This is a genomic window from Paenibacillus sp. FSL R7-0313 (assembly GCF_037969885.1).
Classification (GTDB): Bacteria; Bacillota; Bacilli; order Paenibacillales; family Paenibacillaceae; genus Paenibacillus.
Genome location: NZ_CP150219.1, coordinates 5,403,121 through 5,429,738, shown reverse-complemented (window position 1 = coordinate 5,429,738; position 26,618 = coordinate 5,403,121). Strand labels below are relative to the sequence as shown.

22 protein-coding genes are annotated in these 26,618 nt (G+C 47.7%); 14 read left to right on the top strand and 8 right to left on the bottom strand.

What is annotated here, in order from left to right; genetic code table 11:
- The first annotated feature begins 185 nt into the window (after positions 1 to 185).
- The 7 genes from NSQ38_RS23385 to NSQ38_RS23355 all read left to right on the top strand — a co-directional run bounded on the left by NSQ38_RS23385 (position 186) and on the right by NSQ38_RS23355 (position 9,917).
- Positions 186 to 1,679, top strand: coding sequence for a rhamnulokinase family protein (locus tag NSQ38_RS23385; protein WP_339784252.1), 1,494 nt, complete (start codon positions 186 to 188; stop codon positions 1,677 to 1,679).
- Position 1,680: 1 nt separating this feature from the next.
- Positions 1,681 to 2,442, top strand: a complete 762-nt coding sequence (locus NSQ38_RS23380; protein WP_339784250.1) for a DeoR/GlpR family DNA-binding transcription regulator — start codon at positions 1,681 to 1,683, stop codon at positions 2,440 to 2,442.
- A gap of 271 nt (positions 2,443 to 2,713) precedes the next feature.
- Positions 2,714 to 3,442, top strand: coding sequence for a (Fe-S)-binding protein (locus NSQ38_RS23375; RefSeq protein WP_133384450.1), 729 nt, complete (start codon positions 2,714 to 2,716; stop codon positions 3,440 to 3,442).
- A complete protein-coding gene (locus tag NSQ38_RS23370; protein WP_339784248.1) occupies positions 3,439 to 4,959 on the top strand; it encodes a LutB/LldF family L-lactate oxidation iron-sulfur protein in 1,521 nt (506 codons plus the stop codon). Before NSQ38_RS23375 ends, NSQ38_RS23370 begins: the two co-directional genes overlap by 4 nt.
- Positions 4,949 to 5,674 (top strand): LUD domain-containing protein, encoded by a 726-nt coding sequence (locus NSQ38_RS23365; protein ID WP_339784246.1) that lies wholly within the window; start codon positions 4,949 to 4,951, stop codon positions 5,672 to 5,674. Before NSQ38_RS23370 ends, NSQ38_RS23365 begins: the two co-directional genes overlap by 11 nt.
- Positions 5,675 to 5,890: 216 nt before the next feature.
- A complete protein-coding gene (locus NSQ38_RS23360; RefSeq protein ID WP_339784244.1) occupies positions 5,891 to 6,445 on the top strand; it encodes a glutathione peroxidase in 555 nt (184 codons plus the stop codon).
- A 298-nt stretch (positions 6,446 to 6,743) separates the two neighbouring features.
- Positions 6,744 to 9,917, top strand: coding sequence for a bifunctional cytochrome P450/NADPH--P450 reductase (locus NSQ38_RS23355; protein ID WP_339784242.1), 3,174 nt, complete (start codon positions 6,744 to 6,746; stop codon positions 9,915 to 9,917).
- Positions 9,918 to 10,116: 199 nt separating this feature from the next.
- On the opposite strand, the gene NSQ38_RS23350 is transcribed toward NSQ38_RS23355, so the two are convergent.
- Positions 10,117 to 10,539: a hypothetical protein gene (locus tag NSQ38_RS23350; RefSeq protein WP_036608832.1), complete on the bottom strand. Its 423-nt coding sequence runs from the start codon at positions 10,537 to 10,539 to the stop codon at positions 10,117 to 10,119.
- A gap of 123 nt (positions 10,540 to 10,662) precedes the next feature.
- Between NSQ38_RS23350 and NSQ38_RS23345 the strand changes: the two genes are divergently transcribed.
- Positions 10,663 to 11,007, top strand: coding sequence for a hypothetical protein (locus NSQ38_RS23345; protein WP_339784240.1), 345 nt, complete (start codon positions 10,663 to 10,665; stop codon positions 11,005 to 11,007).
- A gap of 179 nt (positions 11,008 to 11,186) precedes the next feature.
- On the opposite strand, the gene NSQ38_RS23340 is transcribed toward NSQ38_RS23345, so the two are convergent.
- The 7 genes from NSQ38_RS23340 to NSQ38_RS23310 form a co-directional block, all read right to left on the bottom strand.
- A complete protein-coding gene (locus NSQ38_RS23340) occupies positions 11,187 to 12,842 on the bottom strand; it encodes a hypothetical protein (protein ID WP_339784238.1) in 1,656 nt (551 codons plus the stop codon).
- 23 nt (positions 12,843 to 12,865) lie between these two features.
- The gene (locus NSQ38_RS23335; protein ID WP_339784236.1) at positions 12,866 to 14,191 is read right to left on the bottom strand and encodes an extracellular solute-binding protein; all 1,326 of its coding nucleotides are present in this window, start codon (positions 14,189 to 14,191) and stop codon (positions 12,866 to 12,868) included.
- A gap of 38 nt (positions 14,192 to 14,229) precedes the next feature.
- Positions 14,230 to 15,069, bottom strand: a complete 840-nt coding sequence (locus NSQ38_RS23330; protein WP_047844271.1) for a carbohydrate ABC transporter permease — start codon at positions 15,067 to 15,069, stop codon at positions 14,230 to 14,232.
- Between the two features lie 5 nt (positions 15,070 to 15,074).
- Positions 15,075 to 15,989 carry a sugar ABC transporter permease gene (locus NSQ38_RS23325; protein WP_339790674.1) on the bottom strand — a complete coding sequence of 305 codons (915 nt, stop codon included), beginning with the start codon at positions 15,987 to 15,989 and terminating at the stop codon, positions 15,075 to 15,077.
- Between the two features lie 116 nt (positions 15,990 to 16,105).
- Positions 16,106 to 17,665: a response regulator gene (locus tag NSQ38_RS23320; protein WP_339784234.1), complete on the bottom strand. Its 1,560-nt coding sequence runs from the start codon at positions 17,663 to 17,665 to the stop codon at positions 16,106 to 16,108.
- Positions 17,637 to 19,454: a histidine kinase gene (locus tag NSQ38_RS23315; RefSeq protein ID WP_339784232.1), complete on the bottom strand. Its 1,818-nt coding sequence runs from the start codon at positions 19,452 to 19,454 to the stop codon at positions 17,637 to 17,639. Before NSQ38_RS23315 ends, NSQ38_RS23320 begins: the two co-directional genes overlap by 29 nt.
- 119 nt (positions 19,455 to 19,573) lie before the next feature.
- Entirely contained in the window at positions 19,574 to 20,863 is a 1,290-nt protein-coding gene (locus tag NSQ38_RS23310) for a Gfo/Idh/MocA family oxidoreductase (protein WP_339784230.1), read from the bottom strand.
- A gap of 127 nt (positions 20,864 to 20,990) precedes the next feature.
- Here NSQ38_RS23310 and NSQ38_RS23305 point away from each other — a divergent pair, with 127 nt between their 5' ends.
- The 6 genes from NSQ38_RS23305 to NSQ38_RS23280 are packed head-to-tail and all read left to right on the top strand — an operon-like array spanning position 20,991 to position 26,608.
- On the top strand, positions 20,991 to 21,893 hold the full coding sequence (locus tag NSQ38_RS23305) for an AraC family transcriptional regulator (protein WP_339784228.1): 903 nt from the start codon (positions 20,991 to 20,993) through the stop codon (positions 21,891 to 21,893).
- Positions 21,890 to 22,336: a RidA family protein gene (locus NSQ38_RS23300; RefSeq protein WP_339784226.1), complete on the top strand. Its 447-nt coding sequence runs from the start codon at positions 21,890 to 21,892 to the stop codon at positions 22,334 to 22,336. The genes NSQ38_RS23305 and NSQ38_RS23300 overlap by 4 nt, the downstream gene beginning before the upstream one ends.
- Before the next feature lie 8 nt (positions 22,337 to 22,344).
- The gene (locus NSQ38_RS23295) at positions 22,345 to 22,935 is read left to right on the top strand and encodes a GNAT family N-acetyltransferase (protein ID WP_339784225.1); all 591 of its coding nucleotides are present in this window, start codon (positions 22,345 to 22,347) and stop codon (positions 22,933 to 22,935) included.
- On the top strand, positions 22,922 to 23,782 hold the full coding sequence (locus tag NSQ38_RS23290) for an aminoglycoside phosphotransferase family protein (protein WP_339784224.1): 861 nt from the start codon (positions 22,922 to 22,924) through the stop codon (positions 23,780 to 23,782). Before NSQ38_RS23295 ends, NSQ38_RS23290 begins: the two co-directional genes overlap by 14 nt.
- A gap of 25 nt (positions 23,783 to 23,807) precedes the next feature.
- On the top strand, positions 23,808 to 26,033 hold the full coding sequence (locus NSQ38_RS23285) for a class I SAM-dependent methyltransferase (protein WP_339784223.1): 2,226 nt from the start codon (positions 23,808 to 23,810) through the stop codon (positions 26,031 to 26,033).
- A complete protein-coding gene (locus tag NSQ38_RS23280; protein ID WP_339784222.1) occupies positions 26,030 to 26,608 on the top strand; it encodes a histidine phosphatase family protein in 579 nt (192 codons plus the stop codon). The genes NSQ38_RS23285 and NSQ38_RS23280 overlap by 4 nt, the downstream gene beginning before the upstream one ends.
- Positions 26,609 to 26,618 lie beyond the last annotated feature (10 nt).

Sequence of the window (26,618 nt, the reverse complement as noted above, 5' to 3'; positions counted from 1 at the left end):
CAAAAGAAAGAAAAACCGAAGGGTATTCAAACGCTTACAATGGTGATATACTCGTAAAATAAAGTAAAACAGTATTAAACAAAAACAAACAAACAATAAATACAGAATAAAGTACAGGGTTACGGACTGAATTCAAGAGATGCCGTTTGGAAAATAGGATGGGTTCGAAAGGTTGGTGAAGCGCGGTGAGTGTGCTGGCTTATGATTTGGGCGCTGGGAGCGGGAGAGCGTTACTGGGACATCTGAATGATCGTGGGATCGAAACGAGCGAAATTCATCGGTTCAAGAATGAACCGGTGAAGGTTGGCGAGCGGATGCACTGGGATATTCTGCGATTACATCATGAATTGTTGCAAGGGCTTACCCTTGTGAAACAGCAGGGAGAAAAGCCGGAGAGCCTGGGGATCGATTCCTGGGGCGTTGATTTTGGTTTGCTTGGCAGTAATGGTGAGTTGCTAGGTAACCCGTATCATTACCGTGATACACAGTTTAACGGCATGATGGATCAGGTACGCCAAGAGCTGACCTCTCAGCGGATCTTCGAACGTACAGGGATTCAGTTTCTTAGCTTTAATACCTTGTATCAATTGGCAACGCTTCAACGCAGCGGTTCCCCGTTACTTCATGAAGCAGAGCGTTTTCTCATGATTCCGGATTTGCTACGTTATTTCCTGACAGGGGAAGCGGTGAATGAGTTCACGAATGCAACCACAACACAATTATACAATCCATCAGCAGGGCAGTGGGATAGTGAGTTGCTGGCGCATATTCGTATTTCGGAGAAACTGTTTGGTGAAGCCGTGCTGCCAGGTACCCGTGTTGGACAATTGCGAAGCAGTATCTGTAACGATCTGGGATTGTCCCCGATCCCCGTGATCGCTGTTGCGGAGCATGATACGGGTTCAGCCGTTGTGGCTGTTCCTGCAACGGAACGTTCATTTGCTTATCTGAGCTGTGGAACCTGGTCCCTGATGGGTACGGAGATAGATCATCCTGCGATAAGTAGCCAAAGTCTGGCTTTGAACTTCACGAACGAAGGCGGGGCGGGGGGAACATTCCGTCTGCTGAAGAACATCATGGGACTATGGATTTTGCAGGAAAGTATGCGGGAGTGGGATCGTCAGGGGCAGGGAATTAGCTACGATGCGTTGTTGGCGCAGGCGGAACAGGCAGCTCCATTTGCCAGTTTGTTTGATCCGGATGATGAACTGTTCATGCCAGCAGGAGATATGACGACCCGTATACGCCAGTATTGTCGTGATACAGGGCAAGTGGTGCCAGAGGATCAGGGCGCTAATGCCCGGGCAATTCTGGAGAGTCTGGCATTGAAGTATAGAAGAGTTCTGGAATGGACGGAGCAATTGTCGGGTCAGACGTTCAACGGATTGCATATGGTCGGTGGAGGTATCCAGAACCGCCTGTTATGTCAGTGGACTGCAAATTCCATTGGCAAACCGGTATGGGCGGGACCGGCAGAGGGAAGTGCCATCGGGAATATGGCTGTGCAATGGATGGCAAGCGGAGCTTTTAAGGATATCTGGGAAGCCCGTAAGGCCATTCGTGATTCATTTCCGGTAACTGCGTATGAGCCGCAGGACAGGTCAATCTGGGAAGATGCTTACGGCAGATTTCTGCGTGTGACGGCTTCATCTAATTCACAAGCGGGGAGTGAGGTGTAACATGCTGGCAGCCGAGCGATATGACCGGATTGTGGAGATGGTGAACGTAAAGGGAAGTATGCGTGTATCCGAGCTTAGTGAGCGCTGCCGGGTGACAGAGGAAACCATCCGGCGGGACCTGGATCGGCTGGAACAGGCAGGACGACTGCGCCGATCTCACGGTGGTGCAGTGAGTGTGAAGGAAGATCAACCGGAGATCCCTTACCGGATCAGGGAGACAACCCATGCGGAAGAGAAAAAGCGGATTGCACAAGCGGCTCTGGCGATGATTAATCCGGGTGATCGCATTCTGTTGGATGCGAGCACAACGGCAGGTTATATGGCAGCGAATATGCCGGATTTCCCGCTGACAGTCTTAACCAACTCGATCCAAATTGCCACTGAACTCAGCAGCCGTGACAAGGTTGAGGTCATCTCAACAGGGGGCCAGTTGGCATCGCGCTCGTTGTCTTTTGTTGGGCCACTCGCGGAGCGTTCTCTGGAAACATATCACGTGGATAAAATGTTCATGTCGTGCAAAGGTGTACATCTCGAAGGTGGCGGAATCAGTGAATCCAATGAACTTCAAGCAAGGCTGAAGCAGAAGATGGTTGGCATATCCGATCAGGTCATCTTACTTGCAGATGCCAGTAAATTTGGTGTCCGTGCTTTTGCCCGAGTATCCGGGTTAAATGCAGTCCATACGATCATTACCAATCAGCCATTGGAGGCTGAACAGACAGAACGTTTGAGCGGATACGATATTGGTATCATCACGGTTTAATCTTTCAGATTTAATCTATATAAATTGAACTAAACATTTACACGTAACGGAGAGGACAGAAATAACTTGAAGAAGCGAAGCTAAAAGCTTTCTGAAAGAAAGCTGCATCGGAAGCATATACTGCGCCTTTATCCCCGGATTTTACCCTTTAAAAAGTAAATTAAAAAATCTGGGGATAACAGCGATCGGAAGGTTATTCTGTCATCGTAGTGTCCAGTGTAAATATTCTTAGTCAATTTATCTACTAATCAGTTAATAGGAGCGTGTAATTATGAAGGTCTCCTTATTCATTACCTGCCTCAGCGATGCCATCTATCCCCGAGTGGGGGAAGCCATGGTTAGATTGCTCGCCGCTCATGGCGTTCGGCTGGATTTTCCGCCGATTCAGACCTGCTGTGGTCAGCCTTCCTACAATAGCGGGTACTGGGATGAGACTCGGGTAGCGGCCAAGACGATTCTTGAAGCGTTTGACGACAGTGATTTTGTAGTCTGTCCATCCGGATCATGTACGTATATGATTCATCATTATCCCGAACTGTTCGCAGATGAACCAGTCTGGCTGGAGAAGGCAAAACGATTGGAAGCCAAAGCTTATGAGTTTACTCAATTCCTTGTTCAGGTACTCGGGATAACCGATCTGGGCGCACATTTTCCGCACAAAGTAACCTATCATCCATCCTGCCACGGCAGCCGTCTGCTGGGTGTGAAGGATGAGCCGATGGCGCTACTGTCCCAAGTAAAAGGTCTGGAATTGGTTCCACTTCCATTCGCTGAGGATTGCTGTGGGTTCGGGGGTACGTTTGCCATTAAAATGTCCGATATTTCAGGAGCGATGGTGACGGAGAAGGTCGATCATGTCAAAGAGACACAAGCCGAAGTGCTGGTTGGGCTGGACATGGCCTGTCTGATGAATATTGCAGGTAATCTGCGTTATCGGAATGAACCGGTGCGTGTGATGCATTTGGCGGAGCTACTGTATGAGGGGGTGCAAACAGGATGAGCCAACCGGGAGTTATGGATACTACGGTCAAAGAACGTGCCGGACTGGCCTTGAATGATGATTTTCTGCGTAAAGCGGTCAAATTTACGACAGAACGATTGCGTAACGGGAAGAAGTCTGCCTCAGAAGAACATGGAAACTGGGATGAATGGCGGGAGCGTGGCCGTCAGATTCGTCTGCATACGATTGCGCATCTGGATTATTATCTGAATGAATTTGTGAATAACGCCCGTGCGAACGGGGTTCATATTCATTTTGCAGATACATCGGTGGAAGCAGCGGCGATTGCGCTGGATATTGCGGCGCACAAGCAGGCTTCTACGGTGGTGAAGTCCAAATCGATGGTGTCGGAGGAAGTACATCTAAATCATGTGTTGGAGTCGGCGGGGATTGAAGCCATCGAGACTGACCTGGGTGAATATATCATTCAGTTGGCAGGCGAAGCCCCTTCTCATATTGTCATTCCAGCCATCCATAAGAACCGCTATCAGATTGCAGAGTTGTTATCGAAGGAAGCGGGTGAAATTCTGGAGCCGGACACAACGGTGCTCGCTGGATTTGTACGTAAAAAGTTACGCGAGAAATTCCTGGAAGCAGATATCGGCATGACCGGCTGCAATTTTGCGATTGCAGAGACGGGTTCCATGGTTTTGTTCGAAAATGAAGGCAATGCCCGTATGGTATCCACTGTTCCGAAAACGCAGATTACACTGATGGGCATGGAGCGGATTATCCCGTCGTGGACGGATCTGGAGGTCATGGCAACCTTGTTGCCGCGCTCCGCAACAGGTCAGAAACTAACGATGTACATGTCAGGCATCACAGGTCCGCGTCGTACAGCGGATGCTGATGGGCCGGATGAAATGCATATTATTATCGTGGACAACGGTCGATCTTTACAGCTCGGTGATCCTGAATTCCAGGAGTTGCTGAATTGTATTCGCTGTGGTGCTTGTCTGAATGCTTGCCCGGTATATCGTCATATTGGAGGTCATGCCTACGGCGGAACATACAGTGGTCCGATTGGCGCGGTACTGACACCTGCACTCAATGGCAACATTGATGAATGGAACGATATTGCGGGTGCTTCAAGTCTGTGCGGAGCCTGTTATGAAGCATGTCCAGTTAAAATTCCATTGCATGATATGCTCGTTTATCTACGCAGGCGTAAAGTGGAAGACGGCCATGGTAACAAAATGGAAAGCATGGGCATGAAGGGATTTGCCGCTGTTGTATCCAATTCCAAACGTTTCAGTGCGGCCATACGTCTGGGACAGATCGGGCAGAAGGCAGTTGTACGCAACAACGGCATTTCTCTCAAGTTGGGTCCTCTCAAAGGTTGGAACAATTATCGGGTTGCCCCAAGTCTCGCCAAGAAATCCTTCCGGCAACAATGGAACAAGCTGGATCAGGAACTGAACCAGGAGCAACCCGCCATGGATTCTTCCGTTCGCAGCCGTATGGAGAAGATTATTCGTGAACGAGAAGAAGGGGAGGGTACTCAGCATGGTAACTGAACATCAGCAATGGCTCGCGCAATTGGAGAAGAAGTCCATGGAGAAACAGGAGCAGTTCATGAATGACATTGCTTCGAAATTGAGAAGACCAAGGCAACGACATGCGCCGACCCAACCCTTTCGGGGAGCACCCGACTTTTGGACTGGGCTGGAATGGGATGAAGAGAAGCGTATTCAAGCATTTACAGATAACTTTGTGAGTGTAGGCGCACACATTGCCCGGGTTCAAAACCTGGAAGAAGTGTCCCGATTTATTGCCACCAAATCTCATGAGCTGAGTGCCAAATATATCATTCGCCAAAATGAACAGGCGTTACAGGATCTTGGATTGGAAGAGCAGCTTCCGGATGTGCAGATCTCAGTGTGGAATAGTCAGGCGGATGAGAACTGGAAGGCTCGGGCAGCTGAGGCGGATATCGGTGTGGTCATGGCGGATTATGCGACAGCATACACAGGCTCGGTCACTGTACTTTCTTCACCGGAAAAAGGTCGGTCAGTGAGTCTGTTGCCTACGGTACTCATCATCATTATTCCAGTAGATCGACTGTACACCAGACTGGGTGAGACGCTGGATCGATTTGACGAAGTGGGGAGAGAGAATCTTCCGGCAGGCATCCACTTTATTTCAGGGCCAAGCCGATCTTCCGATATTGAAAATGATTTAACCATTGGGGTACACGGACCAGGCATTGTATATGGTTTAATTATGGGTTAACGGTGTGTTGAACGTGATGGCGCATCATGATTTTGATAACTGTCCGAGATGCAGAATTCGTCTGCTGAGGGCAGTTTTTTTATTTTGTCAACTATAGTCAGAAACTATTAAGATTATATTAATTATATATTTAACCTATTAATAATGGAGGTGTATAATCCATCTCAAGATAGAATTCATATGAGATACAAAAGAGAAAGAGGATGATGAATACAGATGAGTATATTTTCTTACCAAGTTCCGTTTATGGGTGGCCACGAAGGTGATTTTTCTGCTTTTAAAGGGAAAGTTCTGCTTATAGTGAATACAGCAAGTCGGTGTAGCTACTCCCGCCAGTTCAATGAACTTCAGCAGATGTATGAGAAATATGGTGAACAGGGGCTGGAGATTCTGGCGTTCCCGTGCAACCAGTTTAACGAGAAAGAACCTGGCAGCAGCGTTGAGATTGCCGAGTATTGCAGAAGTCAGTTTCAGATATCCTTTCCGATCTTGGAGAAGGTTGAGGTTGTGGGGCAATCGATCCATCCTTTGTTCCGTTATCTGATTGAAGAAGCGCCGTTTGAAGGCTATGATCTGGACACGAAGGAAGGACAGTGGATGGACACTTTTGTGAAGGAGAAGCATCCAGAATTGTACCAAGGAGACGGGATCAAATGGAATTTCACCAAATTCCTGATTGACCGCAGTGGGAACGTCCATGGCCGCTATGAAACGACAGTTGCTCCATTAGAGATGGAGTCGGCTATTCAGATTCTGTTAAAGAAATTATAAGTATACCTAAATCACTGTCCTGAGGTCCTATGACTTTGGGACTGTTGAAGATTAGAACTGGAAATGTTAGGGTAAAAGAAGATAACGAAGTCCTCCATTTTTTTTAATCAAAAATGACCAATATACCATTTCGGTCAGTTAGTTCTTTGATGGTTTTATCGTTATCTGGATGAAATATGAAAATGTGCAAAAAATAACTTGAATCTGTTGATCTGAAGAGTAAGTGTAATCGCGTCTGTAAATCAAGTTATTATTTTTAGTTGTAGAACTCTTAACTTGGAAAGAAGGAGTGAGCGTCATGCCACCAATTTCAGTGCCTCAACCAAAAACATTTGGTCCACTGGGCAATTTGCCGCAATTGAACTTTGAAGAACCAGTGCAATCCTTGGTGAAACTGGCTGAAGAATATGGACCGATCTTTCGTATGGAGTACCCCGGGCGAAGTGAATTGTATATTTCCGGTCACGAACTGGTCGCCGAGGTAACAGATGAATCCAAATTCGACAAACGTGTGTGGGCACCCCTTGCGAAGGTTCGTGCTTTTGCAGGAGATGGACTATTTACGAGTTGGACCGAGGAGCCGAATTGGAAAAAAGCCCATAACGTACTGCTGCCAAGCTTCAGTCAACGTGCCATGCAGGGATATCACAACAAAATGATTGATCTGGCTGTGCAGCTGGTTCAGAAATGGTCACGGTTGAACCCGGATGAGACGGTTAACGTTCCGGATGATATGACACGTCTTACGCTCGACACGATTGGCCTGTGTGGGTTCAACTATCGGTTTAACAGCTTCTACCGGGAAGAACCACATCCATTCATTACAAGTATGGTTCGTGCGTTGGATGAATCCATGAGTTCATTGCAGCGACTGCGTCTGCAAGACAAGCTGATGATCACCAAAAAGAAACAGTTTGAACAGGATATCCGTTCCATGTTCTCGTTGGTGGATCACATTATAGCTGAGCGTAAAGAGAAACCGCAGGAAGGTGCAGACGATCTGTTGTCCCACATGCTCAGCGGCAAGGACCCGGAAACGGGAGAAACACTGGATGATGAGAACATCCGTTATCAGATTATTACATTCCTGATCGCTGGACATGAGACCACAAGTGGACTGTTATCCTTCGCCGTTTATTATCTGATGAAGAATCCGGATACGCTGGCTAAAGCCCAAGCAGAAGTGGATCAGATTCTGAAAGATCCGGTTCCAACGTACAACCAGGTTCGCAATCTGAAGTACGTTCGTATGGTTTTGAATGAAGCATTGCGGTTATGGCCGACGGCCCCGGCATTTTCTCTGTATGCAAAAGAGGACACGGTACTTGCGGGTCAATATCCTTTGCAAAAAGGAGACAGCGTCAGTGTACTTATTCCCAAGTTGCATCGTGACCGCGAAGCATGGGGAGACGACGTAGAGGAATTCCGCCCGGAAAGGTTCGAAGATCCGAGCAAAGTGCCGCATGATGCCTATAAACCTTTTGGTAATGGTCAACGGGCCTGCATTGGTCAGCAGTTTGCACTTCAGGAAGCAACGCTGGTACTGGGCATGGTGTTGAAGCATTTTGACTTCATAGATCATTCGGATTATCAGTTAAAGGTGAAAGAAACGCTGACGCTTAAACCGGATAACTTCACAATTCGTGTACGTGCGCGTGGGGGGCAGCCAGTCATGGCCGTTCCGGGTGTAGCGGTCGAAGAACCAAAGCCAGTTGCCAAAAGAACGGAGCCGGATGCAGCAAATGCCCACCACACACCGATGCTTGTTCTGTACGGTTCCAATCTGGGTACCGCTGAAGGCATTGCACGCGAAATTGCGGATACCGCCAGATATCAGGGTTTCCGGAGTGAGGTCGCTGCGCTGGATGATCGTGTTGGCAAACTGCCAAAGGAGGGTGCCGTCATTATTGTCAGTGCATCCTATAACGGTCAGCCGCCAAGTAATGCCAAGATGTTTGTCGAGTGGATCGAACATGCGGATGCCAATGAATTCAAAGGTGTGCGTTTCGCCGTTCTTGGATGTGGTGACCACAACTGGGCAAGCACCTATCAGCGTATCCCGCGTTTAATAGATGAACAGTTATCTTCCAGAGGAGCAGAGCGGTTATCACCGCTGGGTGAGTCAGATGCTAGCGGAGATTTTGAGAAACAGGTGGGGGATTGGACAGAGCAATTATGGCCAGATCTCGCACGAACGATGGGACTGAAGCTAAACACAAGCTCCAATAGCGAACGCAGCTCACTATCTGTACAGTTTGTCAGTGGGCTCGCCGTAACACCGCTTGCGGATACGTATGATGCCCATGTGGCAGAAGTACTCGAGAACAGGGAGCTTCACGACGCGGGCAGTGAACGCAGCACACGTCACCTGGAGATCCAATTGCCTGAAGGCATAACCTACAAGGAAGGGGATCACCTGGGCATTCTGCCTCAGAACCCACCGGAGCTGGTGGAACGTGTATTGCGTCGTTATGGATTCACCGGAACGGAGCATCTCGTTCTTGATGCATCCGGTCGGAGTGCCGCGCATCTGCCGCTGCATCAACCGGTTAACCTGTATGATCTGCTCAGTCATAGCGTTGAGCTTCAGGAGGCGGCAACTCGTGCGCAACTGAGAGAAATGGCAGCATACACCGTATGTCCACCGCATAAGAAGGAACTTGAAGCGCTGCTTGATGAATCTGTGTATATGGATGAAGTTCGGAATAAACGGATCTCCATGCTGGATTATCTGGTGAAATATGAGGCATGTGAACTGCCGTTTGAGCGCTTCCTTGAATTATTGCCTTCACTGAAAGCCAGATATTACTCGATTTCCAGTTCACCGCGTGTTCAGCCCGATCAAGCGAGTATTACGGTCAGTGTTGTGCGTGCCCCGGCATGGAGTGGGCAGGGAGAATACAAAGGCATTGCGTCCAACTATCTGGCTAACCTGAAAGCGGGTGACGAGATCGTCATGTTCACGCGGACACCGGAATCGGGTTTCCAACTGCCGGAGGATCCACAGGTTCCCGTCATTATGGTAGGGCCGGGTACGGGTGTTGCTCCATTCCGAGGTTTCTTGCAGGCAAGGCATGTATTGAAGGAACAAGGTCAAGAGGTTGGCGAAGCCCACCTGTACTTTGGATGCCGGAATCCCGAGCATGATTATCTGTACAAAAATGAACTGGAAGCAGCCCAGCAAGAAGGGCTTGTGAAGCTTCATACGGCCTTCTCCCGTGTAGACGGGGAGGAGAAATGTTATGTACAGCATCTGATGAGAGACGATGCTCGTTACCTGATTCCTTTGTTTGAAGAGGGTGCGCATCTGTATATCTGCGGTGATGGCAGCAAGATGGCACCTGATGTGGAAGCTACACTCCAGCAGGCATACGCTGATATTCATGGCAAGTCCGCAAAGGAAGCAGAAGATTGGCTTAATCAGCTTCAGCAGGAAGGTCGTTATGCCAAGGATGTATGGACAGGCATCTGATATAGACATGTGAAGGGTCAGCTTGATCCGTAACTGGCTGAGCGGTGAGATACAGAAGCAGTTCTGTTCTCACCGCTTTTTGACATAAAATGATTCTTCAGCAGATAAGTGGTTGCATGGGTTATAATTATATATTGGAAGGGAGCACCCGTATGCAGACATTCGGGAACCATTATATGGCTTGCGAAAAGAACCAGCTTTACTTCCGCCTACAAGGCCGTTTCAGGTTTTTTCTTCCGGTGGTTGGCCGATAGATTGACTCGACGCTGGAGAGAGGAAATAATATACGGGAAGGGACTCTGCCTTTTCCCTGGAGTTCAAGATAATCCAGTCCCACACCCACAAGTCTGATATTGTTAAATGCATTCCTGGAAGGGAAAGTCGTGCGGATTCCCACTCTGACACCTCGCCGTGTTCGAGGAATATCGAATACCCGAATGGAATTCAGACTAAGTGGAATGAATAATTGACGGTTTACTTTGATAAACTGCCTTGGATAGACACGACGAATACGTCCCGGTTCCAACCCGGAGAGTGGAGTATTCAGTTCTGCAAGGTGCCCCTGGAGTTCTGCCAGGCGCTGCTGAAGTGTTTTTCCGGTATGGAGATGCTGCCAGCTCATAAGTATTCCTCCGTTCGCCATTTGTACCTAGTATATGAAGGCACGGGGTCGGAAGGTGTACGTTTGATAGCCCATGTTCGCTAAGGCTAACGGGGTTTCTTTTATAATAGAGGAGTGATTCAAATGATCGTAGAAATGTATAAAGACCTCATTAAGGATGAGCGTGGCAATTATTATATGGCAGTGCAGATGGATGGCAATGAGCTTACGCTCGTTAATGCATTCGTTGAAGCGGCATTCACGCCTGAACTGATCTACAATGAAGAGTTCCGTGCCAAACATAAAGAGATGGAAGGCGGGTTTGTAGGCAAAATTGCGATGGACCTGTTAAGGCATGATGTGGTCATGGGGATGAAGCAAATCGACCGCAAACTGTTGAACTTGTCGGATGTGGAACAGCAGTTCACGGTAAATTATATTGATACGATTGAATTTTATCGTCACCCGGCGTGGAACCGGAAGGTGTAAGGCGAAACACAACACATCTCTTCTGTGTAACCAGAGAGAGAATGATTTCCGCAGTGGTCGTCAATTTCCATCTTGTGTCCTTATGAATAAGAAATAAAGAAATATAAACGCGCAAAAGGGAAAAGCGCAAGTGCAGGGGAAGTATACCTCGGCAACTTGCGCTTTTTGCATACAAACAATTAACGATACGTAGGATGGATGATGCCAATATCGCGCTCGGTGCTCAAACTTCCATCAGCGTAACGCTGCATTTCATTTCCTTTGACCCGAATCGGAATGCGCTCTCCTTGATAGAAAAGTTCTCCCTCAACGGTGCGAACGGTCATTCCGATGACTGCCTCCAGATGTCCACTATGATCCGTGACAAGCCGAATCCCTGACGGGCCGTCCAGATGAACCTTGCCTTCCAGATATACCGTCATACGATCCGAGGTGTTCACCAATTCATATCCTATTCCATGGACCTTCCGGCTATAAGCGGTGTTGCCAGATACGACCTCACCATGATCCATGTCGATGGGGAGCAGTCCGGTAAACCAGAGCTGATTCCATCCAACAGGCATAATTCCGCATAATCGCTCCACATAATCAAGGAGACAGAGGATGGAGGGGGAGTAGGTCTCGGTAAAACCTTGTTCTCCGGTCCATGGGCTTAGTACCTGACCAAATCGTTTATCTTTGGATAGGGCGGACAAGATAGGCTGCATTACCCATGTTAGCTCCACATAACGATGATGATACTCAAATGCGTGTGGTGCCCGAATCAGACTCAGGAAATTGGATGCCCCTCCCCAGCTGTTATAGGAGGAAGAGGGGTCAAATCTGGGATCATCCATTGAAATTGATGTAAAGGGGTATTTAGCGAAAAACTTACTTGTATTCAACAGGTAGCGACGCAGCAGGTTATCGAACAATTCACGGTCTCCCACCTCGCAGGCCATCACGCGAAGCAGCACATCGGATTGGACTCTGACGAATTCGTCATTGCGGTCCCGATCATAAAAGAACATATCCTGTTCGTTGTAACAATAACGGAAGAGACTTTCCAGGCTGGACTCGGCTTTTGCTTTCCAATCCGTTCCTGATTCCCCCAGTTCTTCAGCTATGCGGGACAGATACATGCGCTGACAATAGATATTGGCAGTTAGATCAGGTGCCAGAAAAGGCAGAATCGGAGAATCCGGGTGATAGGCAGAAGCATCATTCATGTAAGGTGTATCCGGAACATGCCAGAATCGCGGGGATAAGTCATGTCCGGTGTCAAACGTACTGAAGGCTTCTACACAGCCGGTTCCTCGGGTATTACGGTTGTGGGCAATCCACTCATCGTAACGAACCATAGCCTTATACATGGTGTTCAGGAAAGGCGAGTGCTTGCCATGATTGCCGTGAAGCTGATAGTGGTTCCACACACTGCGTGCCAGCGGAGTTACCAATTGGATTTGCCGGAAAGAGGGCCCGTTTGCCGTGAGTTTATACGGAAGCAATCCATCTTCTCTTTGCTGTTTGGCAAATGCGAGGTACGTTGTTTCGGACACAGAAGGCAGCAGGCGAGACAGCAGCTCTGCATTGATGGTACCTGTGCTCTCTAACCAACATCCCAGATAGATTCCACCTTCTTGTAAAATAGGATTGCTGTCTCTTATGGGCAGGATGCAAGCAAGCAATTTCTCCACAGCTGCATAATACGTAGCTTCCATTTGTCCGCCCGATGCCGCAAACCGGATACCCGACGCATGCCATTCTTGTAATAACTGCTGATCTTCCGATTTTACAGGCTGAACTTGATCCATAATCGAAATGTTGCGCAGCCGATTCAGTATCTCTTCTGTCATATGTTCCTCCTCACAGCATCTGCTTATTGATTCGATTCAAAAATACGAACGGTCCCGTTATAGAAGTCGGAGACAGCTTGCTCCACACTTTTCCGTCCAAATCCGATCTCCTGATTTGTCGTCTGAGCTAACTTGGAGAACTCTGCAAATCCAGGAGGATTGTAACTTACGTCAAAAGGTTCAGTCTTCGTAGCTTCGGAGACAAGGCTCGTATAGTTATAGACAATCTCCTCCACAGGGCCTGCACCTTCCTGAAGAAGATTTCGATTGGCTTCCGTAACGGGCACCCCGCGGTCATTACCGAGGATTTTGGCTGCTTCAGGATCATGAATCCAGAAGTTCATCAACGTCGCCACTTCCTTCGGGTGTTTCGTATTGGCATAACCTGATAATCCCTGACTGGATTCAAATACAACACCCGTTCCCTTAGGGCCTCGTGGTACAGGGAGAAGTACTAGCGGATCTTCCGTCAAGCTCTGGAATGCAGCCAGCTGGTTGGATGGCAGGAGGGTCATGGCTGCTTTACCTGTGATTAACAGAGACTTACTGGTGTCATCATGCGGGTTGGATACCTGCAATTCCGGTGTAACTACACCGCCGGATGCCGAAGTCTTTTCCCAATACTGGAACCATTCCAGAATGTCTTCCCTGGCAAATCCGAGTGTGCCGTTTTTCATGTCATACAGTTGTTTACCCCGTTGTTTTAGATAAATATCCATCCCGTCGACGGTAAAGTTGTACGTTCCATAGAAGCCGTCTCCGAGCTTGTCGGACAATTCTTTGCTAATGGCGGCATAGTCCGCCCAGTCCCAATCGGATGCTGGCAAAGGCACGCCGGCTTTCTCAAAGAGTGCCTGATTCACAACAATTCCCCGTGCGTTTGCACCGGCAGAGATATGTTGCAGCTTCCCGTCGAGACGTCCGTATTCGATCATGGTTTCATCCATCCCGTCCAAATTCAGTTCGTTGCCTACATACGGGTCCAGATTGAGCAGGACATCTTTTTTGGCATAGTCCACGACATTTCCGCCAAGGAAAAAGATATCTGGTGCTGTGCCTGATGCCAGCTGGGTATTCAGTTTGTCGAAATATCCGGAGGAGGGTGCAAATTCACCTACAATTTTAATATCCGGATGTTTAGCCTGAAAGATCTTCAAGGCTTCATTCGTAATATCTGCCCGTTTCTGGTCACCCCACCACATGATGCGCAGTTCGACCTGTCCGCCCTCGGTAGTACCATTATCATTACCATTACTTGCATCATTAGCACCCGTATGGTCTGTTCCGGAGCAAGCGGTTACGAATAACAAGAGTGAAGTGATCATACTGATCATGAAACGTTTGAACATGGTAAATCCCCCTGTCTATGGATAATGAGAACGTGTTGTTACTTCAGACCTGTTGTTGCAATGCCCTCAAGGAAATATCGTTGAAACAATAAAAAGATGATGGTCACGGGAAGCAGTGACAGGGTGGACATAGCGAGCAATGCGCCCCAATCGGATTGTCCTGATGGATCAAAGAGAGATCGAATGCCCAACTGCACTGTGAACAGATCAATTTTGCTCAGATAGATCATCTGGCTGAAAAAGTCATCCCAGCTCCACAGGAAGGTGAAAATCGCTGTTGTAATCAGTGCTGGAACGAGCAGTGGCACTACGATCCGGAAAAAGATCTGTGATTGTCCGCAACCGTCAATGGTTGCACTCTCGTCCAGCTCCCGCGGTATACCGCGTATGAATTGAACCATAAGCAAGATGAAGAAGGAATCCTGCGCAAGCCACTTAGGCAGAATCAGCGGGAAATACGTATTAATCCATTGAAGCTCATTATAGAGAATGTACTGAGGCACAAGGGTAACATGGTAAGGCAACATAATCGTGACCAACATCATGCTGAACCACAAGCCTTTGAATCTGAACTTTAATCTGGAGAAAGCAAAGGCAGCAAGGGAACAGGAGATCACATTACCCAGCACACTCATGACCGAGATCAGCACGGAGTTGCCGAAGAAACGGCCGAAAGAGATGCCCTGCAGACCTTTCCAACCATTAATATAGTGCTCCAGCGTGAAACTGGTTGGGAAAAGACTACCACTGGTGAAAATGAGATGGTTTGGTTTAAACGAACTGAGTATCAACCATAGTACTGGATATAACATCAGCAGACCGAAGAGTATAATGGCAGCATGCCTCCCGGCCTGAACCAGTTGTCGTTTGATTGGCATATGCATTACCTCCCCTCCTGATTGTCCCCGTAGAACACCCAAAATCGGGATGTAACAAAGACGATTGCGGTGAATACCCCGATAATGACCAACATGATCCAAGCCAGAGCCGAAGCATAACCCATATCAAAGAACGAGAAACCTTTCAGATACAGATACAAGGTATAGAACATCGTTGCGTCGAGAGGACCCCCGCGGCCATCTCCGATTACGTAAGCTGGTGTAAACGCCTGGAATGAATTGATCATGCTCATGATCAGGTTAAAAAAGATAACGGGGGAGAGCATGGGCAGGGTGATTCCGAAAAATTGACGTATTTTTCCCGCTCCATCGACATCGGACGCTTCATATAAGTCTGCCGGGATCTGTTTCAGACCTGCAAGAAAGATGACCATGGCAGACCCAAATTGCCACACGGATAGTGTGATGATGGTATAGACTACATAATCCGGATGCGCAATCCAGGATGGGCCTGAGATACCAAACCAGCTTAAAAACTGATTGACCAGTCCATTTCCCTCAAAAAGTTGACGCCAGACGATTGCAATCGCGACGCTGCCGCCCAAGAGGGAAGGGATGTAATATACAGTCCGGTAGATGCCGAGGGCTCGAATACCTTTGTTCAGCACCATTGCCACCAATAGGGCGAAGGCAAGCCTTAGTGGAACAGATAGAAAGACATAATAAAACGTCAGCCCGAGGGACCTGCGAAAGGTATCGTCCTCGGTAAAAATGTGAACATAGTTGCTAAGTCCAGTCCAAGTCGGTGATGACAGCAGATTGAATTTGGTCATGGATAAGTATAGGGACGCAACCATCGGTCCCAGTGTCAGACAGAAGAGTCCGATCAGCCAGGGCAGAAGAAACAAGTAGGCTGTGGTATTTTGCTGACCGTATAAGGGCTTGGTCTGTTTTTTCATCATATGCCTCCCTTCTGAATGGGTAAGAATAAAAGTCGCCAATTATGAATCCGCTTACAACATACGGGGTTCTCTTGGTAACCACATCATACCGGGGAAGGGGAGAAGCTTGAATCTTATTTCTTCGGATCATGGCTATCGATTTTTTCGGAATGCAGCAAGCGATATTCTGATGGACTCATGTTGAACATTCTTTTGAATTTCGAACTGAAATAACTTGGTGAACTGAAGCCGGTCAGTTCTGTAATATCCCACACGGTTAATTGGGTTTCCTTCAACAGTTGCAAGGCGTGTTTCATCCTAACTCCCGTCACATATTGAATAAAAGAGGTACCTGCCCCTTCCTTAAACAATTCGGAGAAATAGGTAGGATAATAGTTAAATCGTTCAGCGAGCAACGTCAACGTTAGCTCCTGCATGTAGTTTTCCTCGATATATCGTTTGGCTAAATCAATAACCGTCCCATCCCCATCTTCTAAAGGAAGTTGTCGACTCAGGAAGTCTTGAGCCCATTGCATTAATAAGCGTTCTGCTTGATCTGGCGTCTTAAGCCACAGTATCCATTCCGGGGCTATAGGACAACCCATCAACAGTGAAATTTGAAAAATGCTTCGAGTCATTCGGGAGGGAGAGAGCTGGAATGCCTCGTGAAGTTCCTTGTGGATGATGCTGCGGAAGGAGTCCAGTTCCCCTCGAATGAGGAAACGATGCAACGTTCGGGTAGTCTCCTCAGGCAGTAATGGACTATAATCTGTTCCTGCCATTGGGTTTGGATCGCCGCCAGCCCGTTCAGCTGAATTCCAAGCCAGAAGGGAATGGATGTAACCTTCTTTCCAATGCTCAAGTCCAGAACCAGAAAGTCCCACCCCAATCTTAAGTTTCATGGAAAAAACAGATGCCGTATGTCCCGTGAGCTGTTGGATGAATTCGTGCTTCATACCGTCTTGTACCATGAAATGCATGATGCCTGCGTATGCCGAATCATGAAAAACCTGGACATTGTCTGAATCAGACTGGGCGATTTCATAACATACCATCTCGAAAGGAAGATGCATCTGCTCGTGTGAGCGATCTTTTCGAATATTCTGCTTGTCCGATTGACTTATACTGGCGGTGATGAAACAGACCTTCTGATCCTGCCATGATTCGAGATGGAATAATCTGAGCCGTTCTGGCATGGAGGAAGGCGGTAGGCGATTACCTTTGACGAGATCAAGAAGGAAACGTTCCTTCATTTCCCGGTAATACTGAGAGAGTCGCCATTGCATCCATTCGGAGTCGCCTTGCACTTTACGTTGTTCATCCAGATCCGCTTTGATTTTGCCTAATGTGGCCTTCAGTTCATCCCGGGTTACAGGCTTCAGTAAATAATCCATGACCTGGCTGCGGACACCCGCTCTGGCATATTGAAAATCTTCATAACCCGTGATTATGACAATCTGGATAGAAGGATTATAACTGCGGCAGACATCCAGTAATCGGACACCGTCCATGACAGGCATGTTCATATCGGTAATCAGCAGGTCGAAATGTTCAGATTTCAAAAGTTCGTCAGCTTCAATCCCGTTAGATGCTTCCCCTGTTATAACAAAGCCCATGCCGTGCCAATCGACCTTTAATTTTAATCCTTCGCGAACTTCGAATTCGTCATCTGCGATTAATACGTTGTACATCATATTCCTCCTGTACGGGTAGAGTTAGTTCAATACATGCGCCTCCGCTTTCATCGTTCTCCATATGAACAGTGAACAAGGCACCATAATGCAGACGGCAACGAGCAATGACATTGCCTAGTCCAATATGCCAGCCTTCGTTATGTAATATGGATTCCAACGAGGGGGGAACTACGGGATGTTGCAACTTGTGTATTATTTCTGCTGGAATACCTGGTCCATTATCTGAAACACTGATATGCAGACGATCATGCATCCGGTTGATCCGTATCTGGACCTGGGCTGTCGTCTGATGTTGAAAACTGTATTTCACTGCATTTTCAATAAGCGGCTGAAGAATGAACTTGATGATGACCAAGGTGTTCAGTGTGCCTTCCTTCGTTATCGAAATGTTGAGTTTATGACCGAAACGGGTCTGCAAAATGGAGATATAACGTTGTACATAATCTAGCTCTTCGGTCAGGGGAACACGGTCGTCATTAGTGTTTATGGAAAAGCGCATCATTTTACCCAAATCCTCAATGACCTGAACCGTATCATCCGTTCGGCGCTGAATGGCAAGGCTGCTCACCAGCTCCAGAGTATTAAACATAAAATGTGGATTAATCTGTATGAGAAGTGCTTTGTACTCTGCTTGCTGGCGAAGAAGTTTCAGTTCAAATTCATTCTGGATATGCTGCCGCAGCTGACTGATCATATAACGGAAGGTGAAGATCACATAACTGATTTCGCTCTTTACATTTTTATCCGGAGGCAGAAGTGAATCCGCTTGGTCAAAAGCACCTCGTTGAACCTGCCTCATCGCCAGCACCAGTCTGGTCAAAGGTTTGGTTACACCATAGGATAGCCATGCAGCAGCCAAGAGGGAGACCAGAATCAGGGCAATCGTCATCACCACAATCGTGCTTTGGAGTTTATGGAGAGATAGGTACATTTCCTTTTCCGGTGCCAGACCCGCCAACATCCAGCCGGTACGTCCCAGTTTCTTGTATACAAGGATGTCTCGCTGTCCTTCATGGTTTGTGAGATATGTGACACCGGATTTGAGTGGGCTATTACGAATACGATCGATCTCTGCGGTAGCTATAGCACCCAACGCGTCTACCTGCTGTGAGAGAATAGGATTTCCTTGCTCACCCAGCAGAAAAATAGTGCTATTTTCCGCAAGATGTATGCGCCGGAGCGGCTCCAGAAAATAAGATTCACTGACATTCACCTTCATGACACTCTGCGCTGCAGCAGGATGAAAGGTGCCAATAGGCATCAGCAGGCTGACCACCGGATTGCCATGATCTCTGACACGTTCATGTTGATCCGTGTGTGCAGGTAACCAGCGTTCCCCGAGCGTGTAGAAATTCGTATACCAGGATTCTTGTACAAAGGCACGGTCATATGTTACCTGATTCTCGCTGCCAATTCGCAGTCCATTCCGTCGATAAATGGATACATCTGAGATACTGGTGTAACTGTTGGTTGCCTGAGTGAGAAAACGGCTCATCGCAAGGTTGGCCAGCATCTTTTCTCCTTCGGGAAGGTTTGGATCACCGATCGCGTTATCCCAGTTTTTGCCCATATCACTATTGAAAACAAGAGAGGCGACATCATAGATCTGCATCTGCACCATGTCTACGTATGAACCGTACTCCTCCATTTTCTCAAGAGCAGAGGATTCGATGTAAGAGCGAATGACCGTGCGTGATTCCTTGAAGAGCAAGTAGGAGAGTGTGCCAAAAGCGAGGACAAACAGGACAATGATAAAGGCAATCAGGCGATTTTTTAAAGAGAAGAACATGGATTTCCTCCTTCTATCGAGTCAACTTGCGTGCAGGTTATTGTTAAAAATATAAAAAAGACTGCGAAATATGCGCAGCCTTTAAATGAAATTATTAATGTAGTGCAGACCTGAGAGACTTAGAAACGAACCAGATTATTGACGTTGACAGGCAAGCCTGTGGCGATGGCGCGATTGGCAGCAATACCCGTCAGAATGGATCTGGCACCGTCCACATGGTTAGCAGCGCGATGATACGGATCTTCAACAGGCTCTCCAAACAGATCATTCAGCAGAACCGGGTCACCTCCGCCATGTCCACCTGCTTTCTCTTCCACTTCAACCTCATATGGCGCATCAAACATTGGAAGAACCCGCAATGTTTTACCGATCAATGCACCTTCCTTACTTTTATCACCCAATGAATTGACATAGGATTGCTCCACAATGTTCATCTCAATCCGACCTTTGGTGCCATTAATGGCAATGCGGTAACCTTCCCATGGCTGGTAGGCGACGAGGGAGTACGTCAGAATCGCTTTGTTCCGATACTTCACAAGAACGCCCATCGTATCCTCAATGTTGATGCCATCCCCAAATACGCTCTGATCCCGCTGATAACCATCTTCTGATTCAGCATCCAGATACATGGACTTCATATGAGCATCCGAATCCAAATGCAGTGCAAAAGGATCTTCCTTTGCAATCGGGTTACCGGTTGCCCGGTTGTAGAACTGCGTTACACCGCGTTCTTCTGCGTTTTCTCTGCCGTAATACATCAGATCACCAAATGCGAACACGGTATCCGGTTGCGAGCCAATCCAGAAATTCACCAAGTCGAAGTGATGCGTGGATTTGTGAACGAGCAGTCCGCCGCTATTACGCTTGTCCCGATGCCAGCGGCGGAAATAATCCGCGCCATGGCGGGTATTCAGCAACCATTCGAAGTGAACGGAAGTAACTTTCCCGATAGTGTCATTCAAAATAAGTTCCCGAATCTTAGTATGGTGCGGTGCATAACGGTAGTTAAAGGTTACTCTGACGTTCTGGCCAGTCCGCTTGACGGCATCCAGAATCTCCTGACATTTCTCCTCATCGATGGTCATCGGTTTTTCGGTGACAACGTCACAACCCAGTTCCATCGCACGAATGATGTACTTGTGATGGGTGCGGTCAACACTCGTTACGATGACATAGTCAGGCTTCTGGTTTTCAATCATCTGATCAAATTGATCTGCAGTATAGGTGGGTACCTCGGGATAATTGTACTTTTCCTTTAACAGTTGATTCGCGTAGTTCATACGGACTTGATTTATATCACAAAAGCCGACAAGCTCGGATGTATCCCTGTAATCCCGGGTCAAAGCACCATAAAAAAATTCGGCGCGGCCGCCAGTTCCGACTAATACATAACGTTTCTTGTTACTCATGTCTATCGCCTCCTTGAATATAGCTCTAGACTATAACAAGGGAGTACTTCTTTCGCCGCATTTTATGCGTAACCGCTTTCAAATGCCGCATATTTTGCTATAATTTATGGAAAGGAGAGAGGCCGACATGATAGAACCTTTCAGTGCAGATTTTCATGATCCCACGGATTTACTACATATCGAATATGATCGTCGCATTGGATATTTCTCGATGACGGATGACCACCTGCATGATCATTATGAGTTGTATTACCTGTTGTCTGGCGAGCGTATCTATTTCATTAAGGACCGGACCTACCGGGTAAAGGCTGGTGATCTGGTGTTTGTTGACCGAAATACGGTTCATAAAACATTGGAGAGTGGCATGCCTGACCATGAGCGGATGGTGCTGTATTTGAAGCCTGAGCTTTTTGCAGCCATGGCAATTTCAATGGAGTTAGTTGAAGCCTTGAAGGAGCCCTTCAGCTGGGAGATTCCAATTGTAAGGTTTCCTTCCCAGGTCAAGGAAGTTTTGGAGCGGATGGTTAGCGAAATGGTGGATGAAATGCTTTGTCCTCAACCTGGAAGTAACCTGCTGCTTCGTCACCGGGCTATTGAATTGTTGCTGCATGCCTATCGTAATCAACACCTGGGCAGGTTAAGCTCCGATGATCGTGAGCCGGTTCTTCATCCCAAGACACAAGCAGTTGTACGTTACCTGAATGAGAACTATCAGAAACCACTGACATTACCGGAGGTGGCGGGCATGTTTCGTATTAGTCCGCATTATCTGAGTCGATTGTTCAAACAAACGACGGGGTTTACCTTCAGTGATTATCTGAATCTGTTACGGGTGAAGGAAGCACAGCGTTTACTGCGAGAAAGTGAAGAATCCATCACGGACATCGCCTGGCTTGCGGGGTTCAGTAACTTCTCTCATTTTGGCAAGATGTTCAAACGTACCGTTCAGGTATCACCAAGAGTCTATCGACAGGAATACAAGGAATCGGGTTCCGTGAGGACCATAAAAGAGGGAGAGAATATAAAATGATTGAAGCAAGATTAAATGAACTGGGGATCATTTTGCCACAGGCCAGCGCGCCCGCAGCGAAATATGCCAATGCCGTTATAGTTAATGGAATCATGTATGTATCGGGGAAAGGACCGGATACCTCCGAACGTGGCAAACTGGGATCAGACTTCACAACAGAGCAGGGATATGATTTTGCCCGGAACGCTGGACTGGAGGTGCTTGCTGTCGTTCGAGATGTGTTGGGTTCACTGGATGGGGTGAAGAGAGTGGTTAAAGTGCAGGGCTTTATCAATGCGTCCGCTTCATATCAGGAGCATCATAAAGTGCTGAATGGGTTCTCGGATCTGATGATGGAGGTATTCGGGGAACAGGGAATCCACGCACGTTCAGTATTCGGTGCAGTATCCGTAAGGGATAATTTGCCACTGATCATTGATTCTATTTTTCAGGTAGAGGAGTAGGTATAACGATGACAGAATCGTCTTCATTTAATCCGATCATGTTAACGATACCCGAGAGCTTCCATACGGAACGCCTTACGATTCGAGCACCGCAGTGGGGGGATGGCCAGGCCATGAATGAAGCGGTTCGTGAAAGTGTGGAGCAACTGCGGTTGTGGTTGCCTTTTGCCGAGAAAATCCCTTCATTGGAAGAGTCTGAAGTGACTGTTCGCAAAGCAAGGCTGAAATATCTGGAGCGTACCGACATGATGTTACATTTGCGTGATAGACATACGGATGAATTCGTAGGCAGCAGCGGGTTACATCGCATCGACTGGAATGCACGCTGTTTTGAGATCGGTTACTGGATTCGCACATCGCGAGCTGGTGAGGGGTTGATGACAGAAGCGGTGAGAGGCATTGAGCAATTTGCCATTACTCATCTGAAGGCGAATCGACTGGAGATCCGCTGTGATGCCCGCAATGTGCGAAGTGCCAAAGTAGCCGAACGAGCGGGTTATACGCTGGAAGGTATACTGCGCAAGATGCGGCGGAACAGCACAGGTACGCTGGTTGATTATATGGTTTTCTCCAAAGTCAGAGGCAGTGAGTTCGAGTAAAGAGAGGGTAGATATGGAGCGAATTGGTCAGGGAAGAACTGCGGAGATCTATACGTATTCGAACGAGCACATTATGAAGTTATATCGAATGGATTTTCCACTCGAAGCAGTTCAAAATGAATTTAGAATAAGTGAGTTGGCATACAAAAAAGGACTCCCCGTCCCACAGGCAGTATCCTTGATAGAACATACTACGTCGCGTGCTGGCATTGTTTTTGAGCGGATCCAGGGGATTACCCTGTTATCACTTATCATTCAGCAACCGGAGTTGCTGGAGCAGCTGGCCTTTAAAATGGCTGACTGCCATTACAGACTTCATTGCGAGCGAGATGCTGAAGGGACGCTCCCCTTACAGAAGCAGATTTTATCGGGAGCGATTCGCAATGTTCGATTATTGTCGGAGGATGATCAAGCGCGAGTCCTTTCTTACTTAACAACATTGCCTGATCAACAGCAGATCTGTCATGGCGATTTTCACCCTGATAATGTTATGCTCAGTGAGGCCGGCGATCAATACTGGGTCATCGATTGGATGACTGGTATGTCCGGTGATCCTGCGGGTGATGTGGCTCGAAGCTGGGTAATATTAATGAGCGGCACATTACCGGAAGATACAGATCCTGCTATACGAATGGGTTTTGAAACGGCTCGTGAATCGCTGGTCCAATATTACATCCATCATTATATGCAACTTTCCGGGATTACACGTGAAGCAATAGAGTCCTGGATGCTGCCAGTTGCTGCCGCGCGTCTTGACGAGGATTTGCCCGCTCAAGAGGTGGAACAGCTGCTAAAGTTTGTTCAGGAACGAATTCGTCGGTTGAACGAATTTAATCATTTTATATAAGGGTAGAGAAAGAGGGGACTTATTCATGCTGCATTCATTAAAGGCCATACAATCATACAAGTCAGGAAACACGCCGGAAGACCAGCAGCAATGGCTGCAACTGCTGGCAGCAGCGGAGAAGCCCCATATTAACCTCGAACGCATTCATTCCATCGCCGAACTTGAGGGAACAAATCCGGTACTGGACTACACCGAGCGTACACTTCACGTGCTGGAGAAGCTTCAGGTTTCTTTTTGGGTGCGAGAAATTCTGGAGGATGTATTAATCTGGTCAGAGACGGCGAAGGCCGGATCTCGGGAGCAGCGGCGGGTATGGCAAAAGCAGGGCGTTAACCTGTTTGTACATAATGTGGGGTCCGCTCAGTTATATGATCTATATGCAGGGGCAGAGCACCTGGATAATGACATCGGTAAGACCAAGGAGACGAGTATATATCAACCTGCTTCTCCGAGTGGTGCTCAAAGTAACAATGCGGATATAAGCGAGCATGATGCGCTGAATACACATACTCCAAGGCATGAGATTATACGTACTCTAGTTGCTACACATGGACTTATTGGTCAATACATACGCGGTGAGATTCCATTTGCCGAGAATGCTCCGCTTCACGCCTTGATCGTCAAAGGATGGCTTACTACAGATGAACTGCACACCATACTGATGGCATTAAATGAATGCATTATTGCAGGCGTTGATGCAGCAGCGTTATGGGTTCAGGTTCAGGCTGAGGTACAGCGAATTGTAGGCTGGATTATCGCTGGACCGGATCATGAGGATTGGAGCGTGAAGGAACGGTTATCCCGCTTAAGAAGTTCATCCATTCGGCAGGGAGAAGCTATGGATAAGGCTTACGCCAAGCTCCAAACGGAACTGGATGTAGAACAGGCGCTGGCTCCGCTGGCTCATCGTACTCTGTGGTATGTGGAGTCTGCCATGCAGGATTTTTCGTTGCAGGAGATGGTAAAAGTGTTCCTGTTGACACTTCACAGCGAGAGCATGCATCCAACATCCATGGAGAGTCGATCTGAAATCGTTCGCCATATCAGCTTCGAACCATTGATGAATACGATGTATTACGACTACAAAGGCGTCAAGAAGCTCAATATTTACAAGAAACGAATGATTGAAAAATATTTGGAACAGTATTCGTGGGAACAGATTGTGTCAGGGGAGCAGATCGTCTATCCCCATCTAACCCATCGCATTGAACGTCATACGGATCTGCCCGATACACTGTTTGTGACCTTCGAATTTTCCCCAGCGGCTGAGAAGCTGATTGCATTCTGTATTGAAGCAGAAAAGTCGCCGTTATACGAGAAGGCTGTACTGCTGTTATTTGACCTGTTCGGATTGCGCCGGGATGCCTATGACCGTTTCCACAACGAAGAGACGTATTTATCCGATATGAACAGCTCCGGTGATTACAAAAAAGTACTGCTTGACTATATCGTTGGTAAACGGGTACTGGATATTGGTCCAGGTGGAGGAATTCTGCTGGATCTGATTGAGCAGGAAAAACCGGAAGTGGAGCCTATCGGTATCGATATCTCAGCCAATGTCATTGAAGCGTTGGAACGCAAAAAACAGCGTGAGGGACATCGCTGGCAAGTGATGAAGGGCGATGCCCTGCAACTGGAGCAATATGTGCAGCCGGGCACCGTGGATACGGTTATTTTTTCATCCATTCTGCATGAACTATATTCCTATATTGAACTGGACGGTCGAAGATTTAATTCCGATACGGTTGTGGCAGCGCTGAGAAGTTCATTCCGTGTGCTGTCACCTGGAGGAAGAATTCTGATTCGGGATGGCATCATGAGTGAACCGGAGGCACAGAAGCGCCGGATTCGTTTTCTGGAACCGGATGGGATGCGCTGGCTGGAGCGGTATGCAGAGGATTTTCAGGGACGTGCAATTCAATATGAGCGGGTCTCAGACAATGAGGTCGTATTGCCGATCAACGATGCGATGGAATTTCTCTATACCTATACATGGGGTGAAGAGGCATACGTGCATGAAATTCAGGAGCAGTTTGGTATATTCACGCCAACAGCCTATGAGAACTGTATTCGAGAAGCGCTGGGTGAACAAGCCGAGATTATTACGCTCCGACATTTCCTTCAGGAGGGGTACACGGAGGCACTTGGTGAACGAATGATCTTCATGGAGGAAAATGGTGAGCCTGCGCCTTTGCCAGACAGTACCTGCCTGATTGTCATTGAGAAGAAGAAAGGGTTGGCGGATGGATGATGAGCGAAGCCAGTACGTTTTTGTATTTTGTCAGACATGCGGAGTCTCGATATGTTGAAGGACAGGAACGCAAGCGTGGACTGACAGAGCAAGGTCATCAAGATGCGGGAACGGTTGCCAGTCTGCTCCATGGGGAGCAGATTCAACTGTTCTATTCTAGCCCTTACAGGCGAGCGGTGGATACGATTCAGATTCTGGCAGATCGGTCAGGTGGAATTGTGGTGACAGAGGAAGATCTGCGTGAACGCCAGTTATCGAGTTCGGATGTGAGGCATGATAATTTTCGTGAAGCCAAGCAACGATTGTACCGTGATCCTACGTATGCGTATCCTGGAGGAGAGTCTGGTGAACAGGCTCGCTTAAGAGCAGTAACGGCGATCGAGAAAATTTTGGATAAACATGTGGGTCACAAGGTAGTCATCGGAACCCATGGAGATGTCATGACGCTTATTTTACAACACTATGATTCTTCCTACGGTTATGATTTCTGGGAAAGTACTACGATGCCGGATATCTATAAGTTGCGGTTTGATGGAACGCGCAAGTTGGTCCAGGTCACCCGATTGTGGGAGTGACAGAGTTATA